General features: G+C 38.1%; 19 protein-coding genes and 1 tRNA gene. 15 read left to right on the top strand and 5 right to left on the bottom strand.

From position 1 onward, the window contains the following. Positions 1 to 15: 15 nt before the first annotated feature. The 15 genes from CYJ57_RS03425 to CYJ57_RS03495 all read left to right on the top strand — a co-directional run bounded on the left by CYJ57_RS03425 (position 16) and on the right by CYJ57_RS03495 (position 13,768). Positions 16 to 1,077 carry a M24 family metallopeptidase gene (locus tag CYJ57_RS03425; protein WP_006702178.1) on the top strand — a complete coding sequence of 354 codons (1,062 nt, stop codon included), beginning with the start codon at positions 16 to 18 and terminating at the stop codon, positions 1,075 to 1,077. 44 nt (positions 1,078 to 1,121) lie between these two features. After that, the gene (locus tag CYJ57_RS03430) at positions 1,122 to 1,544 is read left to right on the top strand and encodes an Asp23/Gls24 family envelope stress response protein (RefSeq protein WP_006702179.1); all 423 of its coding nucleotides are present in this window, start codon (positions 1,122 to 1,124) and stop codon (positions 1,542 to 1,544) included. Positions 1,545 to 1,547: 3 nt separating this feature from the next. Then, positions 1,548 to 2,006: a transcription antitermination factor NusB gene (gene nusB / locus CYJ57_RS03435; protein WP_101954082.1), complete on the top strand. Its 459-nt coding sequence runs from the start codon at positions 1,548 to 1,550 to the stop codon at positions 2,004 to 2,006. Positions 2,007 to 2,126: 120 nt separating this feature from the next. Next, entirely contained in the window at positions 2,127 to 3,812 is a 1,686-nt protein-coding gene (locus CYJ57_RS03440; RefSeq protein ID WP_101954083.1) for a DUF1002 domain-containing protein, read from the top strand. Positions 3,813 to 3,937: 125 nt separating this feature from the next. Then, positions 3,938 to 4,819: a bifunctional 5,10-methylenetetrahydrofolate dehydrogenase/5,10-methenyltetrahydrofolate cyclohydrolase gene (locus CYJ57_RS03445; RefSeq protein WP_006702182.1), complete on the top strand. Its 882-nt coding sequence runs from the start codon at positions 3,938 to 3,940 to the stop codon at positions 4,817 to 4,819. Continuing rightward, the gene (gene xseA / locus CYJ57_RS03450) at positions 4,806 to 6,173 is read left to right on the top strand and encodes an exodeoxyribonuclease VII large subunit (protein WP_101954084.1); all 1,368 of its coding nucleotides are present in this window, start codon (positions 4,806 to 4,808) and stop codon (positions 6,171 to 6,173) included. The genes CYJ57_RS03445 and xseA overlap by 14 nt, the downstream gene beginning before the upstream one ends. Before the next feature lie 12 nt (positions 6,174 to 6,185). Further along, positions 6,186 to 6,404 carry an exodeoxyribonuclease VII small subunit gene (gene xseB / locus CYJ57_RS03455; protein WP_006702184.1) on the top strand — a complete coding sequence of 73 codons (219 nt, stop codon included), beginning with the start codon at positions 6,186 to 6,188 and terminating at the stop codon, positions 6,402 to 6,404. A 13-nt stretch (positions 6,405 to 6,417) separates the two neighbouring features. Then, entirely contained in the window at positions 6,418 to 7,305 is an 888-nt protein-coding gene (locus CYJ57_RS03460) for a polyprenyl synthetase family protein (protein ID WP_101954085.1), read from the top strand. Positions 7,306 to 7,313: 8 nt separating this feature from the next. Then, entirely contained in the window at positions 7,314 to 8,135 is an 822-nt protein-coding gene (locus tag CYJ57_RS03465; RefSeq protein WP_101954086.1) for a TlyA family RNA methyltransferase, read from the top strand. A gap of 17 nt (positions 8,136 to 8,152) precedes the next feature. Beyond that, the gene (gene recN / locus CYJ57_RS03470; RefSeq protein WP_180764375.1) at positions 8,153 to 9,895 is read left to right on the top strand and encodes a DNA repair protein RecN; all 1,743 of its coding nucleotides are present in this window, start codon (positions 8,153 to 8,155) and stop codon (positions 9,893 to 9,895) included. Beyond that, on the top strand, positions 9,892 to 10,836 hold the full coding sequence (miaA, locus tag CYJ57_RS03475) for a tRNA (adenosine(37)-N6)-dimethylallyltransferase MiaA (protein ID WP_101954088.1): 945 nt from the start codon (positions 9,892 to 9,894) through the stop codon (positions 10,834 to 10,836). The genes recN and miaA overlap by 4 nt, the downstream gene beginning before the upstream one ends. 10 nt (positions 10,837 to 10,846) lie before the next feature. After that, a complete protein-coding gene (gene hflX, locus CYJ57_RS03480) occupies positions 10,847 to 12,085 on the top strand; it encodes a GTPase HflX (protein WP_180764376.1) in 1,239 nt (412 codons plus the stop codon). Then, a complete protein-coding gene (gene def / locus CYJ57_RS03485) occupies positions 12,085 to 12,651 on the top strand; it encodes a peptide deformylase (protein WP_101954090.1) in 567 nt (188 codons plus the stop codon). Before hflX ends, def begins: the two co-directional genes overlap by 1 nt. 13 nt (positions 12,652 to 12,664) lie before the next feature. Continuing rightward, positions 12,665 to 13,618, top strand: coding sequence for a thymidylate synthase (locus CYJ57_RS03490; protein ID WP_101954091.1), 954 nt, complete (start codon positions 12,665 to 12,667; stop codon positions 13,616 to 13,618). A gap of 76 nt (positions 13,619 to 13,694) precedes the next feature. Further along, positions 13,695 to 13,768: transfer RNA gene (locus tag CYJ57_RS03495), tRNA-Arg, on the top strand. Positions 13,769 to 13,853: 85 nt separating this feature from the next. On the opposite strand, the gene CYJ57_RS03500 is transcribed toward CYJ57_RS03495, so the two are convergent. From CYJ57_RS03500 to CYJ57_RS03520, 5 genes are read right to left on the bottom strand one after another with little or no spacing between them, the layout of a single operon-like run. Beyond that, on the bottom strand, positions 13,854 to 14,867 hold the full coding sequence (locus CYJ57_RS03500) for an LLM class flavin-dependent oxidoreductase (protein WP_101954092.1): 1,014 nt from the start codon (positions 14,865 to 14,867) through the stop codon (positions 13,854 to 13,856). After that, the gene (lplA, locus tag CYJ57_RS03505) at positions 14,860 to 15,915 is read right to left on the bottom strand and encodes a lipoate--protein ligase (RefSeq protein WP_101954093.1); all 1,056 of its coding nucleotides are present in this window, start codon (positions 15,913 to 15,915) and stop codon (positions 14,860 to 14,862) included. Before lplA ends, CYJ57_RS03500 begins: the two co-directional genes overlap by 8 nt. Beyond that, entirely contained in the window at positions 15,915 to 16,799 is an 885-nt protein-coding gene (locus CYJ57_RS03510; protein WP_101954094.1) for an SIR2 family NAD-dependent protein deacylase, read from the bottom strand. The genes lplA and CYJ57_RS03510 overlap by 1 nt, the downstream gene beginning before the upstream one ends. Positions 16,800 to 16,814: 15 nt before the next feature. Next, on the bottom strand, positions 16,815 to 17,609 hold the full coding sequence (locus CYJ57_RS03515; protein WP_101954095.1) for a protein-ADP-ribose hydrolase: 795 nt from the start codon (positions 17,607 to 17,609) through the stop codon (positions 16,815 to 16,817). Beyond that, a complete protein-coding gene (locus CYJ57_RS03520; RefSeq protein WP_006702196.1) occupies positions 17,609 to 17,941 on the bottom strand; it encodes a glycine cleavage system H family protein in 333 nt (110 codons plus the stop codon). The genes CYJ57_RS03515 and CYJ57_RS03520 overlap by 1 nt, the downstream gene beginning before the upstream one ends. Positions 17,942 to 18,079: the final 138 nt, after the last annotated feature.

Here is an 18,079-nt window from a genome sequence, read left to right on the forward strand (position 1 = left end):
GAAAGAAGGGGCAGCATGTCTAGAGTTGAAAAGCTAAGAAATTGTATGAAAGAATTGGAAGTTGATGGTTATTTTGTCACGACCCTTCAAAATGTCCGATATTTAACAGGATTTACAGGAACAACGGGAGTAGCATTTGTTACGGCAAACGAGCAATTTTTCATTACAGATTTTCGCTATCGTGAGCAAGCGACAGAACAATGTAAAAATTTTGATGTGATTATTCATCAAGCAGGCGTCTTCCAAGAATTAGCTTGTATTATTGATGATCTCGGCTTGCAACGTATAGCTATAGAAGCGGATGAAATGAATGTTGCAACTTATCAACAATTGCAATCGATTCTAAATATCGAAATAGTTCCAACTTCAGGAGTGATTGAAAAGATTCGAGAAGTTAAAGATGCATCAGAAATTAAGATCATCCGCCAAGCAATTGAGATTGCTGATCAAGCTTTTGAGCATATTTTAACATTTATAAAGCCAGGTATAACTGAAATCCAAGTTGCGAATGAACTAGATTTCTATATGCGCAGTTTAGGAGCAAGTGGTGTTTCATTTGATACGATTGTTGCCAGTGGGGTTCGTTCTTCGATGCCACATGGTGTCGCTAGCCAAAAAGTGATTGAATCGGGCGATTTGATTACACTCGATTTTGGTTGTTATTACGAAGGCTATGTATCCGATATGACTCGCACTATTGCTTTAGGCACCATTGATCCAAAGTTAAAAGAAATCTATGAAATAGTACTTCGAGCCAATGAAATTGTTAATGAAAATACAAAAGCTGGGATAACCGGTAAACAAATGGATGCCCTAGCTCGAGATTACATTACACAAAAAGGATACGGAGATGATTTTGGTCATTCTACAGGACATGGTATTGGTTTAGATATTCATGAAGGACCATCGATTTCGTTTCGTAATGAAGAACCACTCGTAGTTAACAATATTGTAACGAATGAACCGGGTATTTATCTTGCTGGGTTAGGTGGTGTCCGAATTGAAGATGATCTGTTAATTCAAGAGGGCGGCGTAGAAATTTTAAATCACAGTCCAAAAGAATTAATTATTTTATAAATATGGTATACTAATGGAGACAAAGATGTATAGGAGGAATTAGCATGTCGAAACCAACCGAAGTACCCTTCCAATCTGAACCTAATCATTTAGGAGAAATTAAAGTTACGACGGCAGCGTTAGAATCAATCGCAGTCAAAGCAGCGAGTGAAGTGCCAGGTGTTGTCGTCTATCAAGAAAGTACTCAACGTCAAATTGGCAATTTATTAGGAATCTACAATGACGTTCTAGAAGCGAAAGTTAAATATGAAGCACCGCATATTAATATTGCTGTGAAAATTGGTGTTCAATTTGGGTATTCTGTACCCGAAGTAGCTTTCCAAGTGCAAGAACGAGTTAAAGAGCAAATTTTATTTATGACGGATATCTCAATTTATCAAGTGGATGTTCACGTAGTTTCAGTTGAAACAGAGCCTGCTTATGATGAAGCGCCGTATGAATATGAATACGAAGACGGTGAGGCTTAGCCAGTGAAAGGGATTAAGCGACGTCAAGCAGCAAGAAGAGTAGCGGTTCAAGCATTATATCTTCTTAACGAAACAGATCAAGTCACAGTCGATCAAGCGATTGAGTTTGCGCTAGAGTCAGGAAATTTTCCTGAAGAAGGATATGGTCAGCTAGAAGAACCTTATTTGCATGAATTGGTTCAAGGTGTTCAAAATCATACGGAGGATCTCGATTCAAAAATTACGCCGTATTTAATTAATTGGACGCTCGATCGGATTGCTAAAATCGATTTAATTATTTTACGTATAGCTTTTTATGAGATATTCTACCAAAGCGATGAGATAGTTCCTCCAGCAGTCGCAGTGAATGAGGCCATTGAGTTAACGAAAGTATTTAGCGATGATCGTTCACGACAGTTTGTAAGTGGGGTACTGGCTCAAGCAATGGATGCTTTAAAAGACGAAAAAAACAATGACGAATGATTTTTTAAATCATTCGTTTTTTTGTGAAAAATGTATGAAGAAAATATGTAAAAGTAGCTATTAGACCATCAATAATTTTCATTATGGTATAATTAACTTAATGAATGGAGGTAGTTATCAATGAAAAAAAGAATGATATTTACAGCATTAGCAGCTGCCATTGTGATAAATCCAATCGCTTTAAATCCAATGCCACTTAATCAGGTGATGGCGGTTCAACAAAATGAACAACAAGAACTGGTTGCTTTAGGAGCATCTCTTGACCCAGCCAGTGCTCAACAAACCTTAGCCTTATTAGGCGCACAACAAGTTCCTCAAAGTAATATTTTATATGTGAATGGCGATATGATTAACCGTTATTTACAAGATGGATCGAATGAATCGACACAAGTATTATCAAGTGCATATATCCAACAAATGCCAGAAGGTTATGGAGTTCAAGTTCAAATTGTTACCCCGCAAAATATCACAGTCGTTCGACCTTTAACCTATCAAAATGCGGCAATTACAGCAGGAGCTCGTAACGTAAATATTCGTATTGCTACGGTAGCTCCAGTAACGGGTGAAGGCGCATTAACAGGTGTCTATGCGTTACTTGAGCAACAAGGTCAAGCGGTCAATACGCATGACGTTCAGGTTGCTCAAAGTGAAATTAATTTAGTTAATCAAATCGAACAAGAAGCGACGGTAAGTAATGAAGTAGCTAATAACGCGGTTGCAGATATTAAAACGCAAATTGTTCAAGCGACACAAGAACAACAAATGTCTGGGAACCAAATTAATGCGGAAGGTGACGTGACACTTACGCAAGAACAAATTACAAACATTGTTAATAATATTATTAATGAATATCAAATTACGAACCAAGTGGTTATCGAACAACTAAATGTCTATGCACAAGATTTTTCTAAGACAGAAGCAGCTCAAAATGCTGACACCATCCAACAACTTGAAATGAGTATGACCGAAGATTGGAAGGATATTTTGCCAAATCTAAACAAAGGATTGACTGCGGATGAAATTTTATCTGAGGAACGTTTAGACTTTAACGATGAAACGCAATATCATCCAATACTTCAAAAATTTGCCGAAGCATTTTACGATAGAGTGGGTCAAGGTGAATTGATTAATGATATTTATAGTGACACCTTTATCTACGAGTTGATTGTTGATGCAGTTCCTACACAAGAGAAAGAAGCGCTTAACCAATTGAGAACCAAGATGTATCAATATCAAGCGGGACAACTCGATGAAGTTATGGCAGAAAATGAAATGACTACCGGATATGGTTCGGTAAAAGAAGCTTGGGAAGCACAACTGCAAACGGTTGAAGATTTAAATATGATGGATCCAGTGCAATCTGAAATTATCCGCCGTTTAGCGATTGCAACAGGTAGAGCACCACAAGTCTATGATTTTATGAATCCAACACAGTCTGATTCCGTTATTACTTATGAAAGTAGCCAGTCCGTAACGGGTGAATTCAACGCTGATTTTACGATGCTTACTTATGATTTGATGAGCGGTGAGATTACACAACTCAATGCTGTTTCAGGTGTATTTGAAGCTGTGACACCGAATTATTTAGCTGAAAAATATCAAGTAGCAATGAATGAAACTTATCAACCACACATTGATATTCCGCAAGATTATTTAATTCCAGGATATATGCCAGTGACGGAAGAATCTAATGAAATGACTGAACAAGAAATTGTGGACGAAAAACCAGATGCAGCTACTGAATCGGCAGAACAGAGCGAAGCAGAAATGTCAGAAGAATCACAAGCTGATGAAGATATTGAATAAGCCAATTACGCCCAGTAAAATATACTGGGCTTTTTTGAATACGTTTTTTATTGAGACATTACGCGCTTTCATGTATACTTATTATGTAACAAAAAAATATGTTGATTAGGAAAGGATGTTTTTGATTGGTAGCACAAATTATCGATGGAAGATCTTATTCTAAGGAGCTTACGGCACAGTATGCAGATGCCGTTGAGAAATTAAAGGCAAAAGGGATTACCCCTAAGTTGGTTGTCGTTACGGTAGGGAACGATGAAGCCAGCATTATTTATGACGAGCAAAAGAGAAAACGTTGTAACAAGATCGGGATGGATTTTGAAGCGTTCTACTTAGATAAAGATATTACCCAAGAAGAGCTAAACGCAAAAATTCGTGAGTTAAACGAGGATGACTCTGTATCAGGTATTTTCGTTTCTGCTCCACTTCCTGGCGACTTAAGCCACCAAGAAGTAAGTCGTGTTATCGATCCTGATAAAGATGTGGATGGATTCTCACCTGTTAACCTAGGTAAAATCGTAGCAGGATCAGGACAATTATTCCCATGTACTCCACGTGGTGTAATGAAGTTATTGAAACACTATAATGTTGAACTCAAAGGTAAAGATATTGCGGTAATCGGTAAGAGTCCAGTAGTTGGATTACCTTTATCTATCTTATTGATGAACGAAGATGCAACCGTGACACCATGTCATTTATCAACAAAAGACACCAATTCATATGTTCGTAATGCAGATATTGTAATTTCTGCTGCGGGTGTGCCAGACTTAGTTCATGGCGACAACCTTAAAGAAGGTGTTGTGGTAGTTGACGTAGGTATTAATCGTCTTGAAGATGGTTCAATTGTTGGAGACGTTAACTATGATTCTGCTGCAGAGAAAGCATCATTAATTACACCGGTTCCTGGTGGAGTAGGCCCAATGACGGTTGCAATGTTATTAGAGCAAACGATCGAGTGTGCATGTATTCATAATGGTCTTAAATTAGAGGACGTTCTTGAAGACGCATAATCCAAATGCTCACGCGCAACCTTATTTAACACCAGGTGCGCTAACTGAATATATCAAACGCAAGTTTGACAATGATCCCCATCTACAGCAAGTGCATGTAGTTGGGGAAATTTCAAATTATAGACCTCGAGCTACCCATCAATACTTTTCTTTAAAAGATGAACGAGCTGTTATTAATGTTGTAATGTTTAAGTCGGCGTTTTCTAAAGTTAAGTTTAAGCTTGAAGATGGCATGAAAGTGCGAGCCATTGGTCGCGTGAGTGTTTTTGAAAAAAGTGGACAATATCAACTGTATATCGATCATTTAGAACCAGATGGCATTGGCTCTTTATACCTAGCTTTTGAGCAAATTAAAGAAAAATTTCTTAAAGCAGGTTTATTTGATTTACCTAAAAAGCCCATTCCTAAATATCCTCAAAATATTGCCGTAATTACGAGTGAAAGTGGTTCAGTAATTCATGATATTCGAACGACTCTATATCGGCGCAATCCATTGGTTCAGTATCATTTATTCCCTACAAAAGTTCAAGGCGATGATGCGCCAGATCTAATTATTGAACAATTTAAGAATATTGAAAAGCAAACCGAACGTTATGACTTAGTCATCTTAGCGAGAGGAGGCGGCTCAATTGAAGATTTGTGGGCTTTTAATAATGAGGCCTTGGCCATGGAAATTATCAATTGTTCCTTGCCAGTCATTACTTCGATTGGACATGAAACCGATACGACGCTAGCGGACTTAGTTTCGGATTGTCGTGCAGCGACACCGACTGCTGCGGCTGAAATAGCGACAACGCCTTTAAACGATATCCTGCTACAATTAAGCAATGCAGCGTATCATTTAACATCAACTTTAAATCATCAAATTAGTCAGTATAATCAAAAACTTCAACATATCCAGCAACACCCATTATTTACTCAACGCGATCAGCTGCTTGCACCCTATTTACAGCGTCTTGATATGGCGAATGAGCGGTTATCCATTTCAAGCCAACTGCGGTATCAAAATGAAGTCGCTAAATTAGAGCAATATCGTTATCGTCTCCAAAGTCAAAGTGTGCAACAAATGATGCAACAGAGTGGAATACGACTCAAACAATATTGCCAGTTGATGGATACGACCTTCAATAATATTATCAAGTTAAAGACTCAGAAAATGACTGGTTTAAAACAAATTATTACAGCGTATGATCCAAATCAATATTTGCAAAGAGGCTATGCGATGGTGTTATCTGAAGGACAGGTTGTTACCAGCATTCAGCAAGTAGCTCAAGAACAACGTCTAAATATCCAACTAAAAGATGGTTATTTAGATGTAGAAGTAAAATCGATTTTAAGTCAAGATGAAAAATAAAAGGAGAATCGTATGAGTGAATTAGAAAAAACTCCCGCATCATTTGAGGAAGCAATGCAAGAATTAGAACAAATTGTACAAGCCATGCAAAGTGGGAATTTACCGCTCGAAGCAGCCATTGATTATTATGAACGCGGTATGAAATTACAAAAATATTGTGAAAATCAGTTAGAAGAAGTCAAAAAACGGATGGATAAATTACAAGAAGAACAGACACAGGTAGAAGAATAAGGGATAATGTAGTATGACGGAGTTAACTTTAGTTAAATATAAATCAATTTTCGAACAAGCATTAAGCCAGTGGTTTACTCAACAGACCACTCCTAATTTAATATTTGAGCCAATGCGCTATTCGTTAAATAACGGTGGTAAAAGATTACGACCGGTCATGCTTCTCGCAGCGTTAGAACTCGGTGGACATGATGAATTGGAAGATGGGTTTAAAACGGCTATTGCGTTGGAATATATTCATACTTACTCTTTGATTCACGATGATCTTCCAGCGATGGATAATGATGTATTGCGACGAGGCCAACCAACGAATCATGTTAAATTTGGAGAGGCTCCTGCTATTTTAGCTGGAGATGGGTTATTAACCGATGCCTTTGGCTTAATTGCGGATGATATATGTTTAACAGCGTCTCAAAAAGTAGCTTTAATTGCCTCCTTAAGCAAATCAGCAGGAGCTTCAGGAATGGTCTATGGTCAAATGCTTGATATGCAAGCAGAGGATTATCCCGTAACCATTGAACAACTTAAGACAATTCATGAACATAAAACAGGTCGACTCTTTTTGTTTGCGTTGGAAGCAGCGGGAATTATTGGAGATTTTAGTCCGAAACTAAAACAACTGTTGAAACAATTCGGGACCCATTTTGGCATTGCCTACCAGATCCACAATGATTTGATTGATACGCAAAATGATGCGTTGAATCCAGATGCTGGGCAAGCAAGTGATGCTAAAAATCATAAAATGACCTATCCGGTTTTGTTAGGATATAACGAAGCGATTGATGCGTTAAATCTTGAAAAACAATTAGCTAAAGAAACACTCCAAACCATCACAGAATATACAAAGCGGGATACCCAGCCATTTAATGAGCTAATCGATGTGATACATTTTGAAAAATAGGGGGACGTATGGCCAAAGAAAGAATTGATAAATTAGTCGTACAGCAAGGTTTGACAGAAAGTCGTGAACAAGCGAAACGCTTAATTATGGCGGGACAGGTATATGATGAGAATAATCAACGTTATGATAAACCTGGAGAAAAAGTAAGTACTACTAAGTCGTTACATATCAAAGGGAAAACCATGCCATATGTGAGTCGCGGTGGTTTGAAACTTGAGAAAGCTATTGAATCATTTGGTATTGATTTAACTGACCAATGTCTGCTTGATATTGGTGCATCAACCGGCGGCTTTACAGACTGCGCCCTACAAAATGGCGCGAAGCAATCGTATGCATTAGATGTTGGATATAATCAGTTGGATTATCGACTCCGCCAAGATCCACGAGTTGTGGTGATGGAGCGTCAAAACTTTAGATACTCTAAGCCAGAAGATTTCAAAGACGGGCAACCTACTATAGCAAGTATCGATGTCTCATTTATATCTTTGCAATTAATATTGCCGCCATTAGTTCCGATTTTAGAAATCAATGGATCTGTCCTTGCCTTGATAAAACCCCAATTTGAAGCAGGAAAAGAACGAGTAGGTAAAAAAGGAATTGTAAAAGATCCACAAGTACACCGAGATGTGTTAAAAGAAACACTTACTTTTGCACAACAACTGGGGTATCAAGTGAAAGGATTAACCTTTTCGCCCATTACGGGCGGTGAAGGTAATATTGAGTTTTTAGTGCACCTAATCAATGTCAATGCACCATCGCAACCGATAAAAGACTGGGATGACATGATTGATGAAGTGGTACAGCAGGCTCATTCTCAATTTAATTCGTAGCCAAGGAGTGAAAGATTGTGTTAACAAATCTATCCATTAAAAATTTTGCGATTATTGACCAAATTGAGTTAGATTTCTCATCCGGGATGACTGTTTTGTCTGGTGAGACGGGTGCTGGAAAATCCATTATTATTGATGCGCTCGGCATTTTATGTGGTGGTAGGGGCTCAACGGATTATATTCGCCAAGGCACAGAACGACTTGCGATTGAAGGGCAATTTATCATTCAACCTGAGCATCATACATTGTTAACCGTGCTTCATGAATATGGGATTGAACTTGATTCGGAAGATTTATCACTCATTATCCGACGTGAGATTTCTCAAAGCGGAAATAATACCATCCGATTGAATGGTCAACTAGCCAATGTTTCAACTTTAAAGAAAATTGGGACTTACTTAGTTGATATTCATGGACAGTATGAGCATCAGACATTATTAGACCAAAATCGTCATGGCGATTTGCTAGATGTCTATGGTCAACATGAACTTCAACAATGTTTAGATGATTATAACCACGCATATTCAACTTATCGAAGTCATTATCAACAGTGGGTTGAAGTCTATAATCAGACAGCGCAGCAAGATCAGCGTATTGAATTTCTACAGTTTCAATTGGAAGAAATTGAGCGTTATCATTTAGTGCCTGGAGAATATGAAGAATTAGAGCAAATGAGTCAGCAACTTCAAAATAGTCAACGATTTTATGAAGTGCATCAATTACTCATTCATTATTTGAGTGAAGGTGAACACAATATGATCGATTTAATGAATAAAGTCGAAGTCTCGCTGCAAGAAATTACCGAAGTCTATCCTAAAAATCGAGAGTTACTCTCATTAGCTTCTGGAATTACTTATGACTTAGAAGAGTTAATCCACCGAATTAATCAGCTACAATTTGATCAAGCGGATAATCAATCGATCGACGATATCGAGAATCGTTTGGGTGAGTTGAGTGCTTTGAAAAGAAAATATAAGATGGATATTCCAGATTTGATTAATTATTATCAACAAATTAGTGAAGAAGTCTATCAATTGACGCATCGCGAACGATTTTTAGAAGAATTGGCTCAAAAAGTTCAAGACGCCTATGAACATGCGCTACAACTGGCAGAAGACATACACTTTATTCGTCAACAAATCGCTGAAAGATTGGAGCAAGCGATACATCATGAATTAGCCGATCTCCATATGAAATCAACGCGTTTTAAAGTTCGGCTACAAGGCGTTGAACGGATTCAACCTCCAAGTCAATTATTTGACCAATCGATCTATCGACTAAATTCACGAGGAATGGATCAAATATCTTTTGATGTCTCAACGAATATTGGAGAAGATTTTAAACCTTTGATTGTGATCGCAAGTGGAGGGGAGTTATCGAGATTAATGCTAGCGCTCAAGAGTGTGTTAGCAAAGACACAACCTGCAATGACCATGATATTTGATGAGATAGATACTGGTGTTTCTGGGGAAGTAACCTATGCAATCGCACAGAAAATGTACCAAATAGCACAGGCGCATCAAGTCATATGCATTACACATCACCCACAAGTCGCTGCGATCGCTGATCATCAAGTCTTTATTCGGAAAGTCATCCAGCAGGAACGTACTTCGACAGTCGTTCAAACCTTAACAATGGAAGAACGGATTGATCATATTGCGTCGATGATATCTGGCGAAAATATTACCAAAGCTTCACTCACGATGGCTAAAGAGTTGATGAAGCAATTGAGTGAATATAAAGGAGAGTTACATTCATGACAAAACTTCATCCAACCCTTCCAGTTGTAGTCATCGGAGGTCCCACTGGCGTGGGGAAGACGGCGTTAAGTATCGAAATCGCACATTTATTTAATGGAGAAGTAGTTAATGCGGATAGTATGCAAATGTATGAACACCTTGATATTGGAACGGGTAAAATTACTTCAAAAGAAAAGGAAGGTATTCCGCACCACTTACTGAGCGTATTAACGGTGGATCGTCCCTATTCGGTGGATCAATTTAAGCAAGATGCAACGCAAGCTATCTTAGATATTGCAGACCGTGGGAAGCTTCCAATTATTGTTGGCGGCTCTGGGCTATATTTAGAGGGGTTGTTATATAATTTAGAATTTGGGTATGCTAATAGTCATGATGCTTCTCTTCGTCTGTCACTCCAAGAAAAAGCGGATGCGATTGGAAATTATGCGCTTTGGTGTGAATTAAAACAACTAGATCCCGTCGCCGCCGAAAAGATTCCTTATCAAAATGTTCGCCGAACCATTCGCGCTTTAGAAATGATTCAATTGACGGGAGAATTATTCTCTAATCAAATGAATCATCAATCCAAACCTTCTGTATTTAATGAACGACTTTTTATTTTGAATCGCGAACGTTCAAAATTATACGACCGTATTAATCAACGTGTACATATGATGGATGAAATGGGACTAGAAGCAGAAGCAAGTTGGCTCTATGAACAAGCAAAAGGTCAGGATTGGCAGAGTCTTAAGGGTATTGGTTATAAAGAATGGATTCCTTATTTTGAAGATCAAATAACAAAGGCTGAAGTGATTGAACAAATTCAACAAAATTCTAGACGCTACGCGAAACGACAACTCACGTGGTTTAGAAATCGGATGAAAGCACCTTATTGGATTGATCTTGATAAACCGGATGCCACAGAATATGTTATATCGGAAATTAGACAACTCCGATCATAGAAAGGGTATTATGATTGAAAATCAAATTCGCCCAGAGCGAGTCTTAATTGTGGGGATTCAGACAGAAGAGATGTCTGACCAAAAGTTTCAAATGAACTTCGATGAAATGTTAGATTTAACAAGAACAGCCCAAGGTAATCCAGTTGCACAAATTACGCAAAAATTAGATCGATTGCATCCTAAATCAGCGGTCGGGCAAGGAAAACTTGAAGAAATTAAGGCGTTAATTGAAGTCGAAGAGATTGATTTAGTGATTTTCTTAAATCGATTGAGTCCTTCAATCAATCAATATTTAGAAAAAGAATTACAAATCAAAGTCATAGATCGGGTTCAATTAATTTTAGATATCTTTGCGCAACGCGCTCGTACCCAAGCTGGGCAACTGCAAGTAAAGTTAGCCCAATACGAATATTTACTCCCTCGTATTGTTGGACAAGGATTGAGCCTCTCGAGATTAGGGGCTGGCATTGGAACGCGAGGACCGGGGGAAACGAAATTAGAAACTGACCGGCGTGTTATTCGTAAACAAATTAGCCAAATCAAAGCGCAATTAAAGGACTTAGCGAATCATCGAGAACGAGCACGGGAGCGCAGGCTCAATAGTCACGCCTTTAATATTGGTTTAGTAGGGTATACTAATGCTGGGAAATCAACGCTATTGAATCAATTAACAAAAAGCGGTGCTTATGTACAAGATCAATTGTTTGCCACACTCGACCCGCTCACTCGTCAATTTAGTATCAATAGTCATGATTTATTTACAATTACCGATACGGTTGGATTTATTGATGAGTTACCTACCGAACTAATTTATGCATTTAGATCTACCCTAGAAGAAATTCGTGATGTTGATTTGTTGATTCATGTGGTGGACAGTTCGAGTGAATCGCGATTAATGCATGAAGATACCGTAGATTCGTTACTAAAGACTTTAGATATGAGAAATATCCCCATGTTAACTGTCTATAATAAAGGGGATTTATTAAAAACACCTGATCAGCTTGTTTCATATCGCCAACCGAGCCTTATCATGTCAGCTTACCGGAGTCAAGATATTGAGAAGTTAAAGCAAATGATTTGGCAAGAAGCGATTGAACAATTTGAGCGATATGAAGAAATTGTTGAAAGCAGCGATGGCCAAAAACTTGCTAAACTAAGACGGACAACGCTCGTTGAATCCATCGATTTCGATGAAAAAAGACAACACTATATTGTCACAGGTTATGAAAGACAAGGAGATAATGAATAATGATTACGATGAAAGACTTTGTCCCAGAAAAGGATCCTATCTTACGAGAACACGCTCAAGAAGTTAGCTTTCCTTTATCAAAAGAGGACTATGAACTTGCAACCAAGATGCGTGAATTTTTAATCAATAGTCAAGACGAAGCAATGGCAGAAAAGTACCAACTCCGACCCGGAGTGGGTGTTGCTGCACCGCAAATTGGTCAAAGTAAACAAATTTTTGCAATTTATATTATGGACTATGACGAAGAAGGAAATCCAACCGAACCTAAGGTTGACCAAATTGTTATTAATCCCAAATTAATTAGTCATTCCATCGAAGAAGTAGCTTTAAAAGATGGTGAGGGATGTTTATCTGTCCGTCGCGCCGTTCCAGGCTATGTACCTAGACCGAAACGCGCGAAAATTAAATTTTACGATTTAGAAGGCAAGGAGCATGTTGTTAAATTACGTAATTATGAAGCGATTGTCTTCCAACATGAACTTGACCATCTGAAAGGGATTATGTTTTATGATCATATTAACCTAGATGCTCCATGGACGCATGCAGAAAATGTTACGATTATATAGGAGTTGATACGAGATGAAACAATATCAACAATGTCTACAACATATTATCGACCACGGTCAAATTGTCGACGACCGAACTGGCGTTGGGACGTTAAGCACCTTTGGTTATCAAATGCGTTATGACTTAACTGAAGGTTTCCCTATTGTTACAACGAAACGTGTTCCGATGCGGTTGGTCGTTTCAGAATTGTTATGGTTTTTAAAAGGCGATACGAATATTCGCTATTTGCTGGAACACGATAATCATATTTGGGATGAATGGGCATTTGAGCGATATGTCAACTCAAGTGAATACGAAGGACCGGATATGAAAGATTTTGGATTAAGAGCTTTAGAAGATGGCGCGTTTCACGAAGTGTACCAAGCTGAAATGAATAAGTTCCAACAATTAATCTTAAATGAAGATGCATTTGCTCAAAAATGGGGAGGTCTTGGGCCGGTTTATGGAAAGCAGTGGCGAGCATTTGAAGGAATTGATGCGCAAGGGCATCGCAGTGTAGTTGATCAAATCGAACAATTATTGATTCGACTTAGAAAGCAACCTCATTCCAGACGACATATTATTAGCGCATGGAATCCAAATCAAGTTGATTCAATGGCTTTACCTCCATGTCATACACTCTTTCAGTTTTATGTTTGCGACAACACATTAAGTTGTCAATTGTACCAGCGAAGTGTGGACTCTTTCCTTGGTTTACCATTTAATATTGCGAGTTATGCTTTACTGACTCACTTGATTGCGCGTGAAGTGGGGTTAGAAGTAGGTGAATTTATACATACATCAGGAGATTTGCACTTATATCGTAATCATTTAGAACAAGCTCAACAATTATTAGAACGAGAGCCGCGTTCACTTCCAACATTAGAAATCAAGGGTAACCGAACAATATTTGAGCTGGAACCTGAAGATATCCAATTGATAGGGTATGACCCGCATCCAACGATTAAAGCACCGATTGCTGTTTGATAGATATTTGTTAAACATAAAGATATTGGTCTTGACAATTTCTGAATTCATAGTATGATAAAGTAGTTGTCAGATTGGTCCAGTAGCTCAGCTGGATAGAGCACTCGCCTTCTAAGCGAGCGGTCGCAGGTTCGAATCCTGCCTGGATCGTAAAAGATTAGATGAGTATATTAATTAATCTAACATGCAAAAAGACGCCATGAACAGTTAGTCGTTCATGGCGTCTTTTGATGTATTAAATGTTATCAAATGCTTGAGCTAAAGATTTTAATCCGGCTTTTCGGTTTTCAATGCCTGGCATTAGTGGAATAACTAAAACTTCATCAGCATGCACCTGTTGCGCTTGCTCAAGTAACTGATCGCGTACTTGTTCAGCTGTGCCTACCACCATTCTTGATCGATTATTTTCGATACGCTGTTTTTCTTCATCGGAATAGGGGTACTGATTAGCCGTATCAATACTTGGATACGTTAGATGCTCGCTAAAATTATTCGTCCCTAATAACCATAAATCTAGTGCACGGCCAAACGCTTCTGCTTCTTCAGGAGTGTCGCCAATACAGGCAAAGACAGCAATGCTTATTTGAGCTTGCTCCATAAAACCAGATGGCTTGAAATTTGAGCGGTATACCTGACTGGCTTCTTGTGCTGTTTTAAGAGCATCTCGGTTTGCATAAGGGAAAAAACCATAACAATAGCCGATACCTAATTCTGCTGCCATGTTAGCAGAATCCACCGAGGTTGATAAAACCCACATGGTAGGAAGTTGATCAATTGCAGGATTGGCTTTAACTTCATGATGTCGGTGTTCTTCTGGAAAGTCATCAGCAATAAATCCTTGTAAATCTTGAATAGCCTCCTTATAATCTAAAAATCGTTTTTTAGTTTCATTAAGAGCATGATTTACAATACGTGTCCCTTTAGTATTGCCAATCCCTAGATCAACGCGTCCTGGGAATAAGCGCGAGAGAATTTTAAAATTCTCAGCAACTTTTAAAGGGGCATAATGGGGGAGCATGACACCCCCTGAACCAATGGAGATTGTTGAAGTGTGATTTAATAAATGCATCATAAGGACCTCAGGTGAGGAAGATAAAAAAGCTGGAACATTATGATGCTCTGCAACCCAAAAACGATGATAGCCTAGTTGTTCTGCGCATTGCGCCAAGGATACGGTATTATTGAGTGCTTGGGTTGGCGTTTCGTGTTCATCGATTTGAGCATAATCAAGTACACTTAATTTAATCACAGTTTTCCTCCTTTGGAATGTTGAGCAATAGATTGATAAAAGTCTCATTATCTATGCGGCTAATATAACTTGATAAGTCGATGTTCTCTAACACAGCTAGAAGATCTGATTGCTTCAGGCGCGTATCTCTAAGCAGTTCTTCAAGCTCTTGAATCGATTTGATTGAGAAGAAATCTCCGCTTATCTGAATATCATAGATTTTTGCATTTTGAATAGAAAGACCAATATGTAGTGTACCGACACCTTCAATTCTTTCATTAACTTGATAGTCAAAGTTTTTAAATCGGCCATAATTCCAGTCCCAATTATTATAGGTTTTTGCTGCAATTTCATCGATGGCTTTCCAGTCTTTTTCACTTAGAACATAGCGTTTAGCTTGTTCTAAATTATCTACTTGCAATAATTCCCTTAACAAGTAGTCCGTAAGCTCCCAAACGTCGATATTTTGATCTTCCTCGCGTAAGGCTTGTCGAAGTGACCCAACCCGAGCTCGAACGGACTTTATACCGTGAGATGATATTTTTTTGTAATTTGGTGTGAGCACGGCTTCCATTGTCTCAAAGTCAGGGTCTAGTAGTAAAGAGTATCCAGCGTAAATTCGACCGTGGACAATGGTCATCGCTGCACCTGAAATCTTTTGACCATTTAAAGTTAGGTCATTTCGGCCTTTTTGTTCAATATTTTTGACACCGAGTTTCTCTAGCGCTCGAATAACTGGCTCATAGAGTTTGGCATAATTACCAAAAACATCGGAGTGGTTTTCACTATCAAGTAAAAAACAAAAACTCATATTTTTATCATCGAGGTAGATCGCGCCACCACCCGTCTCACGTCTTACTAAATCCATTTTATGTTCTTCTAGATAAGGAAGGTTAACTTCTTCATAAGCGTTTTGAAACAGTCCAATTTGGACAGAGGGTTTAGGCATATATGGAAATACAATATCGTCATCTAAAAATAAATGATCACGTGCGTATGATTGGATCGCCATCAATAAACCTTGATTATAGATCCATTCGCCGTTTCGAATAGGTTCAATTAAATACATTACGCTCTCCGTTCTTTAGCTATTTGATTAAATAAAGTGTAAATATCTTCGGTAATGCGGACAGATTGAGGTAGAACCTCAGGTGGGATACGATAACGTTTTTGATTCATGGTAACATATAGCGCATTTGGATTATTCGCGGTCATCTCTTGGAACGGTTCGCGAATAAACTGAGGTGTGGTATGCCCGACCCCTATTTCTAAAAATAGAATCTTTTTACCATCGTGTTGTTGCAAGAAATCTGTATAAGCTGCTTCTTGCTCATGCCAATAATCGTCTTCTACCATTCCTCGAATCGCATCACGTTTATTAACTTCTAACGGTGCGTGACAGTGAGGGCAATAAGGAATTAATTCTGTCGGTATTTTCATATTTTGTTGTTCTTCAACCATCCTGCGAATAAGCGCTTCATCTTGATAGGTGATTTGTTGACAAAAATCGGAGCATTGCCACAAACCATACTCTCCTTGAATATAAAAAACTTTATCTCGATCATAATTTGCAGCATAGAAGGCATTGTCTGCATTGGTCGTAATAATATGATACGTTTTTCCTTCGAGAATATCTTTTAAATCAACGTATGATTGGCCGACAGGTTGATCAAAATAATTGAGCAGGGCGAAACGAGATTGAAAGGCCCAATATTCTTCCCAATCTTCAAAATCTGCTAAAAAAGCTTGTAACATATCAAAGAAATTATACTTTTCAATGAAGTCAGGGAACGCTTCTTCAAAGCGAGGTCCAACGTAGGTAAAGCCTGTAGCAGCAGACATTCCAGCACCAATTCCCGGTACAACAACTTCCGCTTCTTCAATCAATCCTTTAAGTAAATCTTTTTGTGATAAATCTTTATTAAGGTGTTTCCAAGTTGAGGGGTGTGTCATAATCTCTCCTCCCTTTTATGACTCTGTGAGTATTGTTTGATATAAATTATGATCGATATCTAAATAAGTATTAAAAATAACTTTAATTGCCGATTGGCTTTCTTTTAAATAATCCTTAACAGTCTGATAAGCAATCCGAGCTGCAGGTTCATTAGGGAAATTAAATTCTCCAGTCGAAATACAGCAAAATGCGATTGATTGTAAATGATATGCATCTGCAAGTTTTAAACAATTGAGATAACTTGATTTTAATAACTCTTCCTTCATTGGAGTCAGCGCTTGGCCTGGAACAATAAAAGGGCCAACGGTATGAATCACGTATTGGCTTGGCAGATTATAAGCTGACGTGATTTTTGCTTTTCCAATGGGCTCGCGTCTCCCTTGTTCATCCATAATTTGTTGACAAGCGAATCGCAATTGAACACCTGATCGAGTGTGAATGGTATTATCAATACAATTATGATTTGCTTGAGTACATCCTAAAAGATCCGAGTTCGCGGCATTGACAATGGCATCCACTTCAAGCGTAGTAATATCACCTTGCCATTCGTAAAGCTGAGGTTGGATTGGGGTTAAATCATCTATCGAGGTAATACCATCTTGGACAATCAAAGCTTTAAGTACTTCATCTTGCAATTGAAGAAATTCCTCAGAAGCTTTCATAGCAGGGCGTAGATTAACATATCCACGATAAATTTCATATTTATCGTGGATAGTTTCGTTTGGATAATCTTTGAAAAGCTCGCTTAAATAAGGCTGTTCCTCAGATAAATAAGCAATCAAAGTGTCTAATTTATCGATTAAATTCATTAGGCATCAGCTAAACTATCAAAATCTTCTGAAGATACGTCCGTTAATTTAACTAACCAATTTTCTGCTGTGTCAGCAGAGTTTAGCATTTTCGGATTATCAATCGCAGCCTCGTTGATTTCAACGACAGTCCCAGTGACAGGGCTAATAATTTCTAAAACTGTTTTTGAAGCTTCGATATGCGCTATAGCATCTTCTTTTTTAAGTTGTTTCTCTTCTGTAAATTCAACAAAGCCAACAGTTCCAATGTCATCTTGAAGTTCTGGTGTCATCGAAATTGTTACGATGTTGTCACCTTTTTCTAAAAATAAATAATTTCCAGTTTTAAGCATAAAATCGCCTCTTTCAAAATATTCTAAGCCAATTTTATCATAGGGGTGTGGAAATTTAAAGCATATTATGAGATTATATGATTATACTTACGTTTTAGGTAAAAGTAGGTAATTGTTCAAAAAAATATACGAGGTGAT

The sequence above is a fragment of the Falseniella ignava genome (genome assembly GCF_002847645.1).
In the GTDB taxonomy this organism is placed as follows: domain Bacteria; phylum Bacillota; class Bacilli; order Lactobacillales; family Aerococcaceae; genus Falseniella; species Falseniella ignava.